This window comes from Psychrobacter sp. GP33 (assembly GCF_014119005.1).
Taxonomy (GTDB): Bacteria; Pseudomonadota; Gammaproteobacteria; order Pseudomonadales; family Moraxellaceae; genus Psychrobacter.
Window position 1 is genome coordinate 18574 of the sequence record NZ_JACGYX010000010.1, and the last position, 17976, is coordinate 36549.

Annotated in this window: 14 protein-coding genes and 2 pseudogenes; 10 read left to right on the forward strand and 6 right to left on the reverse strand. The window is 38.8% G+C overall.

Translation table 11 applies throughout. From position 1 onward, the window contains the following. Positions 1-26: 26 nt before the first annotated feature. Positions 27-407 (reverse strand): annotated as a pseudogene (locus H2245_RS11155) (integrase core domain-containing protein); the annotation flags it as partial. Between the two features lie 459 nt (positions 408-866). Here H2245_RS11155 and H2245_RS11160 point away from each other — a divergent pair. Both H2245_RS11160 and H2245_RS11165 read left to right on the forward strand, forming a co-directional pair. Beyond that, positions 867-2906, forward strand: coding sequence for a glycosyltransferase family 4 protein (locus tag H2245_RS11160; protein WP_182407479.1), 2040 nt, complete (start codon positions 867-869; stop codon positions 2904-2906). Further along, positions 2896-4197 (forward strand): glycosyltransferase, encoded by a 1302-nt coding sequence (locus H2245_RS11165; RefSeq protein ID WP_182407481.1) that lies wholly within the window; start codon positions 2896-2898, stop codon positions 4195-4197. Before H2245_RS11160 ends, H2245_RS11165 begins: the two co-directional genes overlap by 11 nt. Before the next feature lie 587 nt (positions 4198-4784). Here the strand turns inward: H2245_RS11165 and H2245_RS11170 are convergent. Both H2245_RS11170 and H2245_RS12235 read right to left on the reverse strand, forming a co-directional pair. Beyond that, the gene (locus H2245_RS11170; RefSeq protein WP_182407482.1) at positions 4785-5564 is read right to left on the reverse strand and encodes a transglutaminase family protein; all 780 of its coding nucleotides are present in this window, start codon (positions 5562-5564) and stop codon (positions 4785-4787) included. Positions 5565-5937: 373 nt separating this feature from the next. Then, positions 5938-6153 (reverse strand): annotated as a pseudogene (locus H2245_RS12235) (IS3 family transposase); the annotation flags it as partial. A gap of 331 nt (positions 6154-6484) precedes the next feature. On the opposite strand from H2245_RS12235, the gene H2245_RS11180 reads away from it, so the two are divergent. From H2245_RS11180 to H2245_RS11190, 3 genes are all read left to right on the forward strand, one after another. Continuing rightward, positions 6485-6844 carry an IacB protein gene (locus H2245_RS11180; protein ID WP_182407485.1) on the forward strand — a complete coding sequence of 120 codons (360 nt, stop codon included), beginning with the start codon at positions 6485-6487 and terminating at the stop codon, positions 6842-6844. A 38-nt stretch (positions 6845-6882) separates the two neighbouring features. After that, a complete protein-coding gene (locus tag H2245_RS11185; RefSeq protein ID WP_182407486.1) occupies positions 6883-7626 on the forward strand; it encodes an SDR family NAD(P)-dependent oxidoreductase in 744 nt (247 codons plus the stop codon). 465 nt (positions 7627-8091) lie between these two features. Beyond that, entirely contained in the window at positions 8092-9180 is a 1089-nt protein-coding gene (locus H2245_RS11190) for a type III polyketide synthase (RefSeq protein ID WP_182407488.1), read from the forward strand. Here the strand turns inward: H2245_RS11190 and H2245_RS11195 are convergent. Both H2245_RS11195 and H2245_RS11200 read right to left on the reverse strand, forming a co-directional pair. Beyond that, positions 9177-10238: an NAD(P)/FAD-dependent oxidoreductase gene (locus H2245_RS11195; protein ID WP_259365203.1), complete on the reverse strand. Its 1062-nt coding sequence runs from the start codon at positions 10236-10238 to the stop codon at positions 9177-9179. The genes H2245_RS11190 and H2245_RS11195 overlap by 4 nt on opposite strands. Next, positions 10223-10918 carry a methyltransferase domain-containing protein gene (locus H2245_RS11200; protein ID WP_182407523.1) on the reverse strand — a complete coding sequence of 232 codons (696 nt, stop codon included), beginning with the start codon at positions 10916-10918 and terminating at the stop codon, positions 10223-10225. The genes H2245_RS11195 and H2245_RS11200 overlap by 16 nt, the downstream gene beginning before the upstream one ends. Positions 10919-11265: 347 nt before the next feature. Between H2245_RS11200 and H2245_RS11205 the strand changes: the two genes are divergently transcribed. Together H2245_RS11205 and H2245_RS12240 are read left to right on the forward strand one after the other, a co-directional pair. Continuing rightward, entirely contained in the window at positions 11266-12525 is a 1260-nt protein-coding gene (locus tag H2245_RS11205) for an MgtC/SapB family protein (protein ID WP_182407492.1), read from the forward strand. A gap of 336 nt (positions 12526-12861) precedes the next feature. Next, entirely contained in the window at positions 12862-13011 is a 150-nt protein-coding gene (locus tag H2245_RS12240; RefSeq protein WP_404944681.1) for an HU family DNA-binding protein, read from the forward strand. 80 nt (positions 13012-13091) lie between these two features. Here the strand turns inward: H2245_RS12240 and H2245_RS11215 are convergent, their stop codons facing one another. Next, positions 13092-14006, reverse strand: coding sequence for a lantibiotic ABC transporter permease (locus H2245_RS11215; RefSeq protein WP_182407493.1), 915 nt, complete (start codon positions 14004-14006; stop codon positions 13092-13094). Between the two features lie 723 nt (positions 14007-14729). Between H2245_RS11215 and H2245_RS11220 the strand changes: the two genes are divergently transcribed. From H2245_RS11220 to truC, 3 genes are all read left to right on the forward strand, one after another. Then, on the forward strand, positions 14730-15989 hold the full coding sequence (locus tag H2245_RS11220) for a ferric reductase-like transmembrane domain-containing protein (protein WP_182407495.1): 1260 nt from the start codon (positions 14730-14732) through the stop codon (positions 15987-15989). A 163-nt stretch (positions 15990-16152) separates the two neighbouring features. After that, positions 16153-16713, forward strand: coding sequence for a PepSY domain-containing protein (locus H2245_RS11225; RefSeq protein ID WP_182407496.1), 561 nt, complete (start codon positions 16153-16155; stop codon positions 16711-16713). A gap of 347 nt (positions 16714-17060) precedes the next feature. After that, the gene (gene truC / locus H2245_RS11230; protein WP_182407498.1) at positions 17061-17819 is read left to right on the forward strand and encodes a tRNA pseudouridine(65) synthase TruC; all 759 of its coding nucleotides are present in this window, start codon (positions 17061-17063) and stop codon (positions 17817-17819) included. The last annotated feature ends 157 nt before the right edge of the window (positions 17820-17976 follow it).

Here is a 17976-nt window from a genome sequence, read left to right on the forward strand (position 1 = left end):
CTTTATCGGAGGCTGATTAACTTGAGTCAGGCAGCGATGCCTAACAGACTAAGATTATCATAATACCGCTTTTCAAACTCAAAGGGTGACACATATCCAATCGTGCTATGCAGCCGTGTTTTGTTAAACCAGTCCACCCATTCAAGGGTTGCCAGTTCAATATCGTTCACACCAGTCCAGTTCTGCTTTAAATAATAAATCACCTCAGACTCATAAAGGCCATTAACCGTTTCGGCTAATGCATTGTCATAGGAGTCACCCGTTGTGCCCACAGAGGCAATAATACCAGAGTCACTCATTTTATCAGTGTAGCGAATGGATAAATACTGAACCCCTCTATTGCTATGATGAATGACGTCTTTAGGCTTATCTCTATCTGAGCTATGCCGGAGAGACTGTAGAACCAAACTTGGTAAACTAAGAGGACAGACTCTGATAAAGTCTAAAAGTCATCGGTGGTGATATGACTATTGAGACTCCACAATATACTTACTCCTACGATAGCGATCAGAATAACTTAGGTTTTTAATGCTAACTGTAGTGGCGTACTAAATTTGGATAATGTTTAAGAGAAGAGGTGCTGCACACAAAAAAGCCTGACAACCTAATGATCTGAACCTCATTGAAAAGAAATGAGCTCAAGCAAATTTTCTATGCCAAGGCTGGATGCAAAATGACTTATCTAAATTATTTTATGATATTTGCCCTAGCCATAACAATATTATTTTGAACTGACTATAATTTGATATGATGGGGAATATAAAATAATGCGAAATAACTCTCAAGTGAAGATTTGAATTTAGAAGTATTGATACTATCGCCAGCGTTTGATTACATTTACCTGAATACCAAGAGCAGGATGAAATATGAACCAATTTGTGAAGCTAAGAAAAACTTTCTTTAAAAATAATAGTGCCTATGATTTCACACCGGTTTTGATCAAAAATGTAATGAGTGTTGAAAATCAATTAAAAATAATTGAAGAAAATTTTTTGAGTAGATTTGATAATATTAATGAAATCAATAAAGGTAATGAACTCGATGAAAGCAAGCTTAAAGAACTTTTATCTTATTTGGGAGAAAACCCTTACACTGATAGATTCACAATAGACACAATTCTTAAGGAGTATAGTGCCTATCCAAAAGAAAAAATTGAAAGTCTTATTGGGAAAGAACTTGAAAATACAGATAACAATAAAGACAAAATATATCATTTGTTAGATCTAAACTTAGAAATAAATTCTGATATATTATCACTAGATTCTACTGTAGGAATGATTGAAAAATACAAGGATGACTTTGATATTATCACTTTATTATTTGAGTCTTTAAAGCAGTTTAACTTGAAGGCATCGAAAGAATATTTATACAATCAAATAAAAATAGATTATCCTACAACGATAAAAATTCAAATACTAGCTCTGCTGGATCATTTTTATTCAATTGATAATTTAGATTTAACCTTAATAAGAGATGAGATTAGGGTTAAAGGTAGTCTTATCTTTGTCAACGATTATATTAAATTTTTAAAAGGTAAGCATCAACGAGAAAAAAATGGTGTTGTTATTTTACAATCTATGTTCTATGGAGATTTTGAAGATAGTGGTAAAGGAAATAATGGAGGTCTTGCAATTCTTTTAAAAATTTTGGGTAGTGAGGTATCCTTTGATGAAAGAATTGACCGAGTTATAACAATAACCATAAGTGATGTCAGTGAGAAACCATTTATGGTTAATTATCAAGACAATCATTTATTTGTTCGACTGCCTGCGTACCTCAATAGAGCAGTGAGGGATCCGTTTTTAAAAAGAGAACTATTTACTAAACGTTACATTAAAAATTATCTTGAAAAGCTAGATACTCAGCCCGATTTATTCCATGTCCGATATCTAGATAATGCATCTGTTGCGGTTGCAAAATTAAGTAAAGAATTAAATAAAAAGTTAGTCTTAACATTAGCACCCGATCCACATCGTAATATGATTGATGAAGAAGGTGTATTAAAAAAATTTTCTTTTGACGAAATTCAAATCTTAGCAAATAAGATAGCAATCGGTGATAACTTAATTTTTGAAAGTGATAAAGTTTTAGGCATTGGTGCTGGAAAAGTAAACAAAGAACTACACTTATACTTTCCACAATTCACGCATTATAATATCAAGGACAAAGTTAAAATGATTGCAGAAGGTATTAAGACAGACGAAGATATGTTTAAAGATAAAGAAGATGTCGACGTATGCAACCTTAGCGAATTGATTGGAATCCATCCAAGTTTCTGCGATAAACCTATCATCTTAAATGTTGGTAGACTTGCAAAGATAAAAGGACAAGTTAATTTATTTAAAGCATGGTCAAATTCTAAATTAAATAAAAATTATAATTTGTTGATTATTGGTGGGGATTTAGAAAACCCTAATAAAGATGAAAAAGAAATTATTGATTTTTTTAATCAAGAAATAAAGGATCGACCTGAATTAAAAGATAAGTTCTACCACAAAGGTGCACTACATAACGATAAAATAAAGTTAATAGAAAAAAGCATCAAGAAAAAGACGTTTGACTTTCCGCATATTTACCTTGCATCAAGTATTAAAGAAGAATTTGGGATCGCAATCTTAGAAGCAATGTCTCGAGGTTTTCTCATTATCGCACCAATTAAAGGTGGCGTAAAAAGTTATATTAGAAATAGAGAAAACGGATTTTTAATTGATACTTCTAGCTCTAAAACGATTGCGAGAGCAACAGAAAAAATTCTCTATAATTCTGATATAAGCACAAAAGAATTTAGAGAAATTCAAAAATTAGGTAAAGGTACAATCGAAAAAGAATTCTCAATTGATAAAATTGCTAAAACTTTTACTGATACCTATCTTTCAGTACTAGGAGATAAAGAAAATGAAGTATAGTTCTATATTTTTTATTAGTCCACCATTTTATTCTCATTTCAATCCATTGTTAAACTTAGCAAAAAGTTTTAATAAATTAGGTGTCAAAATTTATATGGGTTGCAGCATAGAATTTAAAGATCAAGTTGAGGGTGAAGGAATAGAATTTTATGAAATTGATATTAGTGCAAATAAAAATACTCAAAAGGCAGAGAGTACAGATCAACCAGATTCTGAAAAAGAACGCTTAGAAGAGTTTTTTGAATCAACTAAAAAAGGAGCGGTTGAGACGTTAATAACTCAATCAAGACACCGTAAAGCAGATATGCTTTATGATCCACATAAATTAATCGATGATATCCAGAGGATTGATGAAACGTTTAACGTTGATTTATATGTTGTAGATATTTTATCTTACAGCGTCACTTTAGCACTCTATTCATTAGATTTAGATTTTATAACCTTTTGTCCACCACATCCTTACACAATTCCAGATGAAGGAATGAATTATGGAATACCTAAACACTGGCCTTCTGCTATAAAGCTAGAAGAAAGCGATTTAGACAGATTAAGAGCTGAGTCAAAAGCCACACAAAAAGAATTTACAGAAGTTTTTAACAAGATTGTTTCTGAAAAGAATTTGGCTCACCCGATTGATAATACATTTAGTTTAGTTTCTGATATTGCGGTTATTTACAACTACTTTGATTTTAATAATCAGGAAGAATTAGAAACCATGCCTTATAAAATTTATGCAGGGCATAGTTTTAAAGGACGCAATTTAGACAATGATTGGAAAAATATTGTAGATAATGATCAAAAGAAGATACTTATTACACTAGGAACCTTTTTATCCAATCGTAAAGACGTTTTAGATAAACTAATTAAGTCAGCAAGAAAACAGTATCCAGAAGCAATTATTATTGTTTCTGCTGGAGCAAACGCAAAAGCCTTAGAAAAACACAGTTCAGATAAAACAATCATATCTGATTTTATACCTCAAATTGCCTTAATGCCATGGATTGATTTAGTTATATTCCATGGTGGTTGCAATACTTTAACCGAGGCGATGTATTATGGAAAGGAAATGATTATCTTGCCGTTTTCAAGTGACCAATTCAATATAGCTTATGATATTGAACAAAAAGAATTAGGTGCAACCCTAGATCCTAATAATTTTGATCATCACGATATGGTGTCTGCTTTTAAACAGGTAGAACAAGTTTCAAAAGATAAGCTCAAATATTACAGTGAGATTAGCCAAAGTAGAGGCAGTGACTTTGCAGCAAAAACAGTATTAGGGCTAAAATAATATTTTACAGAGCATGTTAATTGTGACAGATTATAAATACCATAAAGAGAAGGCGAGAGACAAGCTTAGCGACCCTTCAGTAACTGATCTACGCTGTAAACCCCGTAGAAAATAACTTGGGAGATTTTAAGCATACCGCTTAATAATAATCTATGCTATCGATTTAGTAATCATGCAATCCGTATCTAACATAAGTAGTTCGATGCCTGTATAGCGCACCGAACATATACTGATAACTCATTGAGTGAATATACTACTTTGAAAATGGGTTTAGAGACTGAATAGGGATCAGTCCTAAAAAGGCAGCAGCCTGAGACGCTTTAGTAAAGTTTTTATCGTGCATGAGGGACAGCATGTCTCGAGACAATAACACCGACGCCGTTACTCGTTTGTAGCAGATCTTGATCTTGCTTATTCTTGGACACGCAACATGTCATGCCTACCGTGTCCTTAATTCGTTGAACGAAGACCTTGATCCGCAGAGTGAAGAACGTGAAGAGCGCGAAACCGATTGAGCAAGACCACTGCCGTCTCACGCCTATTATGGCGGCGGTCATTGGCTTAAACGCAGGCCTAGGGTCAGGATACTAAACTTGTCTGGTCACGGATACCGATTGGTTGACCAATTCCATGGATCCGAACGCGGTTAAGAACGCGACGCTGGACGCGTCAGATCCAACACCGATGCGAGCCATCGTGTCGGCATCTGCCATGCCGGTCGGATCAATGAGATGCCAGCTCCCCGCGAGATAGACCTCGGCCACGGCATGAAAGTCCTGTGGCGTTACATCGGGTGCATAAACACTCACGAACCTGGCCGGTATCGACGACGCGCGCGCTAGTGTCACGAGAACATGCGCGAAGTCGCGGCATACGCCCTGACGTTGAACAAAGGTATCGAGTGCGGTAGTTTGTACGTTGCTCGATCCAGGCACATAGCTAAACCTCGACTCGATCCAATCACGCATCGCCGTAACCCTTGCGCCACCTGCAAGATTGCCAAACTCGGCGTCCACGAAGGCTTGGAACTGGTCTGACGGGCAATAGCGAGACGGCATCAAATGCTTGATCGTCTCTCCGGGCAAAAGATGGAGGGGCGCTTGAGGCAGTGCCGATATATCCAAGGCAGGACGGTCAACGGCAATTTCTGCGATGTAAGTGCAGCTAAAATCCCCTTCGGCTCGGATCCAAATCCGCTCTCCTATGTCATCATCGGCGGCGACCCGTGAAAAATACGCAACGTCTGATGTCCAAATCTCGGCAGATCGAAGCCGCTGATCCACAAGATCGGCGGCTTCGATCTGAAGCAAAAGATCCATCGGTGCGGAGAGCCGATAATGGAGTTTGACATTAAGTTTCAGGATCATATTCGAACTCTCTAAGGGTATTGATCTGGCGGGCTGACGATCGCGTAGGACTTTCTGAACGGCGCGAGGCGACACCTAAGCCGCGCAGGTCTATCGAAACCGGGATCTTTTGCAATGAACCGCCCCGACTATATCAGAGACTGGTTTACTTGAATCAGGCAGTAATGTCTGACAGGGTTAAATTATCATAATACCGCTTTTCAAATTCAAAAGGTGAGACATAACCAATTGCACTATGCAGTCGGGCTTTATTAAACCTGAGAAGCGTTAAAAATCGATTAATTATCGATTTAGCTTCGCAAGACAAGAGCTGTGCTCGCAGTGCCACCCATTCAAGGGTTGCCAGTTCAACATCGTTCACCACATGCCACTACTCTTTTAGGTACTAAATCACCTCAGACTTATATAGCCCGTTGACGGTTTCAGCCAAGGCATTATTGTATGAATCGCCTGTTGTGCCAACGAAAGTAATCACGCCGCAATCAGCCATTTTATTCGTATAGCGCATGGATAGATACTGAACGCTGCGATCGCTATGATGAATCACTTCTTTGGGCTTGTTTCTGTCTGCTAGCGCTTGATTTAACGCTGCCATTGTTTCCATAACAAATAATTATGACAAACAACCTATACTGATCGGTTATCTGAAAACGCTAGCTACTTAACATGTAGTGGCTATCAAGATATAACTCATCTACATGACCAAATGTTCACACCTTTTAAAAGTAGAGAGACTTTAAATTACTAGACTATTACAAAAAACTGAATCCTCATTTAGACAGATTCTATATTCTAATTAAGTAAAAAATGGTTCTGATAAAGTGTTTAAAATAATCGCTCAGCGCTATCGTAACCGTCGTTTGTATCATCAGCCATTTACTTTTTATTTCAGTCTAAAACCAATTTAAGAAGGTATCTCAATGGAAAAGCTAGAATCACACCGCGTATTATTTTGTATAGGTATTAACCAAAACTTTATGGATGCTCCGATAGAAGAGATGAAGCAAGTTTGGCAGGCATTTAGCCAAATGATACAGAACATTCACGAATTACCGGGGTTAAACATTCTAGGTATTATGGATGACGACCGTCTACAAGTAGGCGCCGTCTCAACCGCGCCTTGGATGGCTTATATCATGGCTGACGTACCAGATATCGAAACCATTATCGCCGCTTGTAACTTCTTTAGAACGGTTCCTGTTGGTGACGGCACTTATAAATTATGGAAATATTGTAAGATTGAAGCCCGTATCGGTAGAGAATTGGTTGTTCCTGAATAGTTCACTTGTGAAGAGAAAGTTATTAAAAGAGAGCCATAATGAAAGATGTCATTGTAATCACTGGTGCTGCACAAGGCTTAGGTGAATATATCGCCAAAGCGCTTATCAGTAACGGTTTTCGCGTAGCAATAACCGATGTTAATGAGCAAAAGGCAATCGAGACAGCCAGGAAACTCGATCCTGATAGTGATACTGCGGTTGGGTTTAAGTTAGATGTGACCAAAAAACAGGATTTTGAGCAAGTATTATTGAATGTCGAAGCGCATTTTGGACAAGTGAACGGTCTTGTTAACAACGCAGCGCTTACTTTAATGACGCCTGTAATGGAGGTATCTGCCGAGGAGTTCGATAAGGTTATCAACGTTAACCTGCGCGGTACGTTATTTGGTTGCCAAGTATTTGGCGCTTATCTTGCAGAAAAAGGTTACGGTCGTATTGTTAATATGGCGTCATTAGCAGGTCAAAACGGCGGTGCGGCAGCCAGTGTCCATTATGCTTCGAGCAAAGGTGGCATTCTGACCATGACCAAGGTGTTTGCGAGCAATTTAGCAGCAAATGGCGTTACCGTGAATGCAGTTGCCCCTGGTCCTATAGATTTACCAATTGTATATGAGCTGGTTCCGCCTGATAAACTGCAACATTTATTAGAAAATATTATCCCTGTAAAAGCCTTGGGTAGTCCCAGTTTTATTGGAAATATTGTCGCTCAGTTACTGCAACGTGATGCGTTTGGGGTGACGGGGTCAACGTGGGATATGAATGGTGGATTATTTATGCGTTAACAATGACTGATACAACTCTAATTTATTGGTAGTGCGGGACGGGAAATTTTAATGATGACTTTTAAGTAAAGGTACTAGTTATATACTACGGTTTTTGCGTTTCGTATACCATGCTCCAGTGAGGCTAGCTATCAAAACCAATAATTTAGCTAATAGTTTACCTAAAATAAACTGATGCCGTAAAACCACTTTAACCACCCTATCGTTAACCTATACCCCAGCAGAAACAGTGAAAACCGACTTCTTCTATCCAAAATCATTTGTCATAACGTTTGTTATGGGAGTACGTTCGGTGCGCTATGCAAGCTTCAAAATATCGGCTAATTGTCTTGCTTACTAAGACTTAAGGTGGTGTTCTAAAAAGTATGCTGGTGTCAGAAAATGTATAGTATTTATATTTTAATAGGGTTGGTGGCAATAAACATGTAATACTGTTATTCGGTTTTTATAAAGCAGGATTTCAGGATGAAAAGCAGTATTACCGCCATTGGAACCGCAGTCCCGCAGCATAAATTTACGCAAAGTGAAGCCGCAGAGCTCATTGCAGAACGGTTGCACTTGATTCCCGCAAAAAAAAGACTGCTTAGATTTATTTATAATGCGACGGGTATTGAATCGCGGCATAGTGTGCTCAGCGATATGGGGCATCTCTCAAATTCCAGAAGTGACGTATCATCACCTGATTTAACCACAGCAGGACGGATGGAGCTTTATAAAGAGCATGCGCTGCCGTTAGCCGTTTCTGCTATCAAGCAATGTATGGAGCAGTCGAATGCCACATTCGCCGATATCACACATGTTATTACAGTCAGTTGTACAGGCATGTATGCGCCCGGCTTAGATATTGAAATTGTGCAGCAATTAAAGTTACGCACCGATGCCAAACGCACGGCAATCAATTTTATGGGATGTTACGGTGCCTTTAACGCGTTGAAGGTGGCAGATGATGCCTGTCGCGCGAATAAAGACGCTGTTGTTTTAGTTGTGAGTGTTGAACTTTGCAGTCTGCATTTTCAAAATGATGATGATTTGGATCATCTAGTTTCAAATGCTATTTTTGCAGACGGTGCAGCAGCGGCATTGATTCAGCCTATGGCTGAGAATCGGAAGAGCCTATCGATCGAGGCCTTCAATTGTGATTTATTACCACAGACCAGCGAAGATATGGCATGGCATATAGGAGATTCAGGGTTTGATATTGTTTTAAAATCCTATGTTCCAGAAGTGATTGAGTCAGGGATTGCGGAGTTTATGGAGAAACTATTGAGACAGGAAGCGATCACCGATGTTAATCACTATGCAATTCATCCAGGCGGCATGAAAATACTGCAAGCTTGTGAAACAGCGTTGAATATTACAAAAGACAAAAACAAGCATGCTTATCATGTGATGCGTGACTATGGAAATATGTCATCAGCCACCATCTTGTTTGTTTTGAAAGAATTGATGGCTAATTTGACGGTTAAGAATCATCAAGAAACTATTTTTAGTTGCGCTTTTGGACCTGGATTAACCTTAGAATCAATGTTACTTAAGATAAACCAGCCGAATTAAACATAATCAAGCTTTTTGAGTACAAGGTTCACCAGCTTAGGTGATCGTTTCAGTAGAGGAAGAGCCGATTGACCCACCTTTGGTTGCAGTAATGCGGCGTTAAATACGTTGCCTAATAGTACTTTTGTTTTGATCGATTTCGAATAGTTGATACGATAGAGCTCAGGTTGTTGTTTTAAGTAAAACTGTACCGCTTGAATAGCGCTATCAACACTATGCGCAAATCCAGAGCCAATCGCAGGGTAAAGCGACGCTATTGCATCCCCTATCCAGTAGCTGTTAGGCCAGTTAGGCGGGGTTTTTTGAGTGAATGCAGGTGCGCGACCAGACATAATATCGATAGCACTAAGATCAAGTGGGTTGAATAGCTTTTTAAGCACAGGATGAGATTGTGTCAGATGCTGAAAGTATTCATTCGGCGAAGTTGCAGCATCAACCGCTTCTCGTTTTGCCAAACAGGAACAGTTACTTATTGTCTCGCTGATTGGAACAATTCCCAAATAGGCTTTATCCAGACTGAACATCTTAAGACTATGATCATTTTCGGTATGGGAAAAATGCAATTTGAAACCAAAATAAGGCAGAGTGATTTTTTTACTGTCTGTGTTGTTGCTAAGTTTACCCGTTGCAAAAAAAGCACTTTTAGCCTCAATGATTTCACCTGTGGATAATTTAAAGTAAAATGGCGTTCTCTCAGTGGCGGGTGTTGTGTGTTCTAGATAAGTGTTTTCACGTATGCGTCCACCAAGTCTGCGTGCTCGTGCAGCTAACTTTAGCTCAACATCACTTCTTGATATGGCAGCAGAGGGCTTGGTGAAGTGAATATCTAATTGACTAGTTCCAGCATAAAATGTGGCATGAGGAATGGGGATAAAAGGATCGACATCCCAAAGCTGTAGTTGCTGTGCCGCAATCGGCGCTAAGAATTCGCCACACATTTTAGGTGTGCCGATGGTTGAGCCTTCGATTAATAGCGCCGCTATACCTTGATCCAGCAATGCATTTAGGCACGATAGTCCCGCAACGCCACCACCGATAATGACTACTTCTTCTTCCAAATGATAACCCTCCAACGAAATGGGAAACACCATTTAACTTGGTAATGTTTCATTCCTGCTTGTTCTAACAGGGTAATTAATTCTTGACGGATAAAGCCGCGTTTGATGGAGATAAGTCCATCATAGGTGATGAGCCTATTGCGAAATAAGATTGGACTGAAAAGATAATAAAACCAATAGGCAATAGGGTTGCGGTGCAAATCATTAATGATGACTTTGTCTTTTGTGGTGCGTAATGCTTGTTTGAAAAAGGCAATAATTTCTTCGTTGCTCATGTGGTGGCAAACCATTGTTGCCAAAATGATATCAACACTATTTTCATCAAATGTTAATTTAGGCTCAGCCATTTTCTCAAATTTCACATTTGAGGTATCCGATGTAAATACGGACTTCTCATGATCAGCCATATCAATCGCTTCAGACGAGATATCAATGCCATGGAATGTCATCTTTGGAAAATGACGACTGAGATTAAGAATAAATAAGCCTGCGCCACAACCAACGTCCATCACATGCGCTTTTTCCCCACTTTTCTTCAAAACATTCACTGTCCCGTGAAAGGTTCCAAGAATTTGGTTGATGCGAAATAGCATTTTTTGACAATGAATAAATTCTTCCGCGGTGTAGTTGCCCGGACCTAAATCGAGAATTTCTTTTTCATTTGAGCGATGTGATAGCATAGTTTTTTTCCAGATATTCATTTAATGCCGCAAATAACAACACATTCACTATAAATACAGTACAGAGAGACTAGTTGCTCTAGATTTGGTTTGTTTATTATGTAATTCGTAAGTACTCTGATGATCTTTTATTATCTCCCTAAAAACTAGTAATTATACTATACGTAAACTACTAAAGAATAAACGGCTCAATTCCATATTCGTAATGATAGAGTTAAATTCTAGGCAGTCTTTAATGGTATAGATCGCCAAGACAGGTGTGGTTTGATTTTTATCGTCATGCTGCGTAATCAAAACCTCCCAAGTTTAGTTATACGGACTTGACAGCAGGGGTCATGGAGAGTGAGATGAATTTCATAATTGTTAATACATTTACGATTGAACCTGTCCAAAATTTAATGACTGCATCTACTGCAGCACTGGGTTGCGGACTACTCATTGGTCTAGAAAGAGAGCGTAGCAAACAACGTGAAAATCAACACAGCTTTGCAGGTATTAGATCTTTTGCAATTTGCTGTCTATTAGGGGCAATTTGTTTTTCTTTCGGTTTTTTTATGGGAATCATAGGTGCATTGATAGTAGGTGGTATAAGTATTATCTCTACTAATAAACAAATTGAAGATCCAGGTGTAACCACTGAACTTGCCTTTATACTCACCTATTTTATAGGTGGACTATGCTTATGGCATATTTCTTATGCAGCTGCACTTACAGTAGTCCTTACCTTCCTTTTACTGACAAAACATTCAATGCATGGAGTAGCGGTTAGATGGATTACTGAGCGTGAATTCAAAGATGGTATCTTTTTACTGGCTTTACTTTTAATTGCACTTCCTTTAACCCCCAATAGGGCTCTTTGGGGCTCAGTACTAAATCCTTATATTATTTTAAAATTATTGACATTGATTTTAGCAGTTCAAGCACTAGCACATATGGCAAAGAGGCTTCTACCATCACGCCACGCCATGTTTTTATCTGCTTTAGCATCGGGGTTTGTATCCAGTACAGCCTGCGTTGCGAGCCTTGGAATAGAAGTTCGTCAGGGTCGTGCAGATGCAAAAGAAAATGCTGGAGCTGCCCTTATATCCTGTGTCGCAACAGTGGTACAACTTCTTATTATTGTTGCAGGTGTAAGTTTTAGTTGGCTTAAAATTTTATTATTCCCATCTATTATTGCCATTATAATTTTAATTATTCCTGCAATATGGTTGATGAGAAAACCTCGATCCGGAGAGAAAGTTAAATTAACGGATACGCCCATGTTTAGTTTAAAAGAAGCGGGTATCATTGTAGTTTCACTTACTATTATTCAAGTACTTGTTTATGGTTTAAGTTTATGGCTGGGTGACGCAGGTCTTATTGCAGGAACCGTACTTAGTTCTATGTTTGAAGTACATGCAGCAATGGCTGCCGTAGTCATGCAAGGGAACCCAACTAACCCTATTTTATTGCTCGCCTTATTATTAGGTTTAGCGACACATGCAATTTCTAAATCAATTAATGCGGCAATTACTGGTGGTTTTCAATACGCACTTGCTTTTGTTCCAACCCAAATTATTCACATGACTGTTTTAATTATCTTGATATATACTATGACGAATAATTAAAAAATTTCTCTAATTTATTGGTGTGATGGACATTTTTCATGCTGATACAGGGTCTAATGACATATGCACATTTACGTCAGAGCGTTTCTAAAAGTTTAAGGTAAATTGCTTCACACTCTCGACTTGAGGTCGAATCCATCGAAAAACTTCGAAATATCATCAATAAGTACACTGTGATGTACACTGAAAGCAACAATTTACAGTTAATAATATAAATATTAGCAACTCACCTATCAAGTTCGGCTCCCAATGTAGGAACCGAACCAATGAAGGTACTTAATTGGTTCGGCATAGCTATGCCGACAATGCCGCGGCAGTTTAGTTATCTTAAATTCAGTGCTAGAAGTAATTGCTGAAGGCTTAGATAAATTAGAAGAAAATGAAAGATTAAAATTGATAGCGTTTGCTACCTTTCAGAAAGTCAGAAGGAGCGCTCGAAAGGGTAGAAATCCTAAGACTGGTGAGCCAGTCGATATTCCTGAATGAGTAACAATCAAAGTTACCTTAAGTGAAAATTTAATAGACTCAAGGATTTAAAACCTGCTTTTAAATCCATAGGTCGAGTATTATATTGTATGGCGTTTTGCCATATATTTGCCCAGTAAGGGCAAGCAAAATGCTGGTAATTGAAAAGCACCCAGTAACGGTAAAAATACCGCACCCATAAAGGGGGCAGTTATGGTGTAAGCTAGTAATACGTTGCGTCCGCCACACACCAGCGCAGCGACAATGGCATTTTCATAGCCAAAACGCCGATATATGATATAAGCCGTAAAATAAAACACCAGTGCCAATACCGAACTTAGCACCAGTAATAACAGCGCTTGCCATGGATCATGGTCAAAAGTGGTACGAAACCCTGCCATCAGTCCCAATGGAAACAACATCAGCAGTAAAATATTAAACTGTCCAATTTTGGGATAATAACGTAACAAAATAGCAGGTGAAACGAACCGACGCACCCCCACAGCTAGCACCATTGGCATAACAATATAAACTAACAAGCGATTGACATACATACCAACGTCTATATGCGCATTTTCATTGCCTAACAGCCACAATACGCCTAATAATGTACATGGCATAACGAGCGTAGCAGCGATAGTTTTTGCCGTCGCCAGTTGTGCATCAAACCCCACCGCATTGACCAACGCACCACTACCAAACAATGGGGCAGTGGCACCAAGACCTGCAATCGCCAATAGCCAATCGCCACGTACACCGAGTGCATAAGCAATTAATATTAAAGCTAGACACATGCCTCCGCTCTGTAACAAGGCAAAAACCCACACATAGGTTGTCGCTATACGCTTTAACAGTGCATATTGGTCGATACCCAGTAAAGTAAAAAACATCAAGAAGAACAGTATTTGAGGTAAATATACCAATACCGCATTGGATAAGTTTGGAAAAACAAAGCCCACAATGGCGCAAACTGGCATAATTAATGTGCTATGACGCGCAATAAAACGAAGAAGCATGACCTTTCCTAGTAAAAAACATTCATAAAAAAGCGGGTATTACTTCCCCTTTTTTACCATCTTTTATGCAAATAATCCCCACATGATACTCTTTTAGTATTTTAATTATCTAATCATGCCATTGTTACAGTTTACTGCCTTTTTAATGCTGTACCGTTTTTTTACTAAAAAGACGCCGCATATTTTATGGTTTATATTGATGTTTGCAGTAAGCTTCTTATGCTCTCTAGGTTTGCGACATTATCAATATAACTATTGGACAAGTGAATACCATAAAAAGTATTTCTTTGATGCGTATGCTGAACCACGCTGGGATTGTTTGAGATTCAACAATCTTAGAGAGTATGAAAATTCCGAGATGCTTCATACATCTGCCACATCGATTCTTGTATAGCGCACCGACATAATTTAATGAGGTGGTAATTGCTCAACTGATTGAATAAGTTCTGTTCCCTAGTGAGAACTTGAATATTTGGCTGTAGGCTATTGTTATCAGTAGTCTACTTTAGTTACAGCAGCTCAGTGTACATAGCAGTTTACTTTTCAATGATACTAAAAAACCAGAAATTTAATAATTTCTGGTTTTTTTATTATATCTGATATATGAAGCTTAAGGGTCAGTTAAGAATTAACCTGTATTATCATTGATACTTTCTCAATAAATATAAACTTGGTAAATCAAGCTTTCTTAATTTCAAGAAAATAATTTCTAGGGGAATTATTATGGCTATAAAAGCTTGGCAAGCTATCGTTGGCATCGTGCTCATTACGTCAATCACTGTGCTCATGCAAATCCCCTCTGAAACGTGGGCAACCTCAGCAACCGCCAGTTTGATATTAGGTGCTTCAGCGTTAGCGTGTATGGCCAGCTCATGCATACTTGCTAGCCGTTGGCATGGTGTTGAATCGCTATTTGGTGGTCTGGACAGAGTTTATGAAGCCCATAAATGGATTGGTATATGGGCGCTTATTTTCGCCGTCTATCATTTCGTTTTTAAAGCTGAACTGGATACTTGGGAACTTGCTCCTATTCTAGAACTTCCTAAATATTGGACGCGTGTAGTGCGTCAACTTAGCTTTGTCGTCCTAGGTTTAATTATCCTACTGGCGCTGAATCGAAAAATCCCTTATGGCAACTGGCGTTGGTTGCATAAATTCTCAGGCCCGCTTTTTCTGATTGTCATTCTGCATTGGTTAAGCATTAAGTCACCTATCACATTGACGAGCCCATCAGGCATCTGGTTGGCAGTGCTTTGCACAGTAGGCGTGATTGCAGCGCTGTATAAAATGCTATTGTATCCCTTCGTTGCCAAAGCTGGCGAATACAAGTTAGCCGCTATATCCCATGGTAAAGCAGCGATACATTTAGAATTTGAGCCAGTTAGTAAGAAATTTCCATTCAAGGCAGGTCAATTTGCCTTTATTTCTCTTAAAGAATCAGGGTTGCGCGAGCCACATCCGTTTACCATAGCCAATGCCCATTCTGATACTGGAAATATCCATTTCGTGATTCGAGCATTAGGTGATTATACGAAAAAGCTAAATGAACAAGCCAAAGTAGGTATGTTGGCAGATATTTATGCACCTTACGGTCGCTTTAAACGTATAGCAGGTGCAAAACATGAAATTTGGATTGGTGCAGGAGTAGGAATTTCACCCTTTATTGCTTGGCAACAGGATAAAACCATCGGTCATTTTGAACGTACCACTTTGGTGTACTGTTTCGATCCATCTCGCGCTTTTCCTAGTGTTGAGCGTATGCAGGAAATAACTGACCAGTCAGGCGTCCAGTTAGTAGCCAACCCGAGTGGCAGTGATGCTATGACCAATACCATTCGCCAAGCAGCCAGTGAAGTTGATCCAAAGAGTATTCAGATTAGTTTCTGTGGTCCAAAAGGTCTTTTAAAAAGAGTACAGGAATTAATGAAGGAAAATGGCATTCCTGCTAAGAATATTCATTATGAGTTCTTTGATTTCCGATAGAAAGCTTAAGGTTTAGTTAAGAGTTGACCTGTACTATTATTAATACTTTCCCAATAAATACAACAACTAAATCAATCCTTAACATGCTAAGATTTTATTATATTCTTTAATGCGGATTGATTGATGCAGCAGCTTGTAAAACCTCAAAGACAAGGAGAACATCATGAAAACCCTATCAATGTTTAGCAAGTCTATCGTTATGGCACTTGGTATTGTAGCGGTTGGCAGCGCTACTATTTCTGTTGCACAAGCCGCCACTCCAAACATAAAGGTTAGTGAAGCTGTAGCAGCAGCGCAAAGTAAAATCAGCCTTGAGCAAGCCATTGCTATTGGCAATAAAACGATTAAAGGCGATCTTGTCAGTGCAGATTTTGACCAAAAGGGTTATTCGGCAGGGGGTATATACGACGTTAAGTTCATCGCTCATAATACCGAATATAAAATAAGAATCGATGCGGATACGAGTGAGGTGTTAAGCGCTAAACAAAATCAGCTTGATAGAGAAGATATGGCAGAATACAAAGCGATGAAACAGGCTAAAGTTAGCCTAACCCAAGCAATGGAAAAAGCCACTCAAAATGTAAACGGAAAAGTCATTAAAGCAGGGTTTGATGTTGACAATGGCAAGTCAGTTTATGAGATCAAGGTCGCTAAAGGTAATGAGATACACAAAGTCGTTGTCGATAGCATGACTGGCAAAATTATTAGTAGTCGCCTAGATTAGTCGTCTCCTAGAAAGCTCTGACGATGATTATTAAGAACGCTGCTCACTAATTTTTAATGCTCTCATTGTCATATTACTTAATAATGACTCTAAGCGGTACTCAAGTATCGGTTAGAGCCTTTTATTTTGAATTATTCTGGGTTTAAAATAGCTATACTATAATAAACTTTGATAACTATTTTTGATCACTTTAAAGAAGTGAGAGAGTTTAAACGTCATGTTATAGAAAAAATTATGGCATAGACAAGAATATAGGTAAAATTATTGGAAGACCTTTATACGTGACTTGGTAGGGTGCGATAAAAAAGATATATAATTAGAGTATCTAAAATATGGGCACTCAAAACATGACTATCGAAAGCGACACCGCTAACCAAATAGATATTATTTATGAAGATGAATTTTTGGTGGCGATTAATAAAGAGGCCGGTCTGTTGGTACATCGCAGTTGGCTGGATAAAGGCGAGACACGCTTTGCCATGCAACTCACCCGTGATGCAGTAGGTTGCCATGTATTTCCGGTGCATAGGTTGGATAAACCGACCTCAGGCGTATTGTTGTTTGCCAAGAGCTCAGACGTGGCACGCAGCCTTAATGAAGCTTTTATTGAACACAGAGTTACCAAGCAATATTTGGCTGTGGTGCGCGGCTTTATGCCAGAACAGGGCACTGTGGATTATGCATTGAGCTTTCAGCCCGATGCCATTGCCGATAAGTTTGCCGACTTGGACAAACCTGCTCAAGAGGCGGTGACTCATTGGCAGAGTTTAGCACAAGTTGAGCTGCCGTTTGCTGTATCAAAAAAGCATGACACTAGCCGCTATAGTCTCATGCGTTTAACACCCGAGACCGGACGCAAGCATCAGTTGCGTCGGCACATGAGACATGTATTCCATCACATCGTGGGTGATACCAGCCACGGCGACGGACGGCATAATCGGTTTTTTCGTTCTCAATATGGCTGTGAGCGTATGCTACTACATGCCCAGAGTTTAGCGCTCAGCCATCCGGTCACCGGTGCGCCATTGTTGCTAAAAGCGGGATTAGACAGTCAATGGCTGCGCATTATGGAAGAATTTTCTTGGGTAGATAGTGTTAAAGATTAAGCCGTGTAAAGTGTAGTGTTTATCTTAGAAAATTATTTTAAATGAGTCAAGAGAACTACCTTAAAGTGGTTTGCAGACTTTATCTCCAAAATTTCACAAACAGCGTTACACAAGCTAAGGTAGCAGCACCAAAGAGTAGATCAAAAAAAGGCACCAA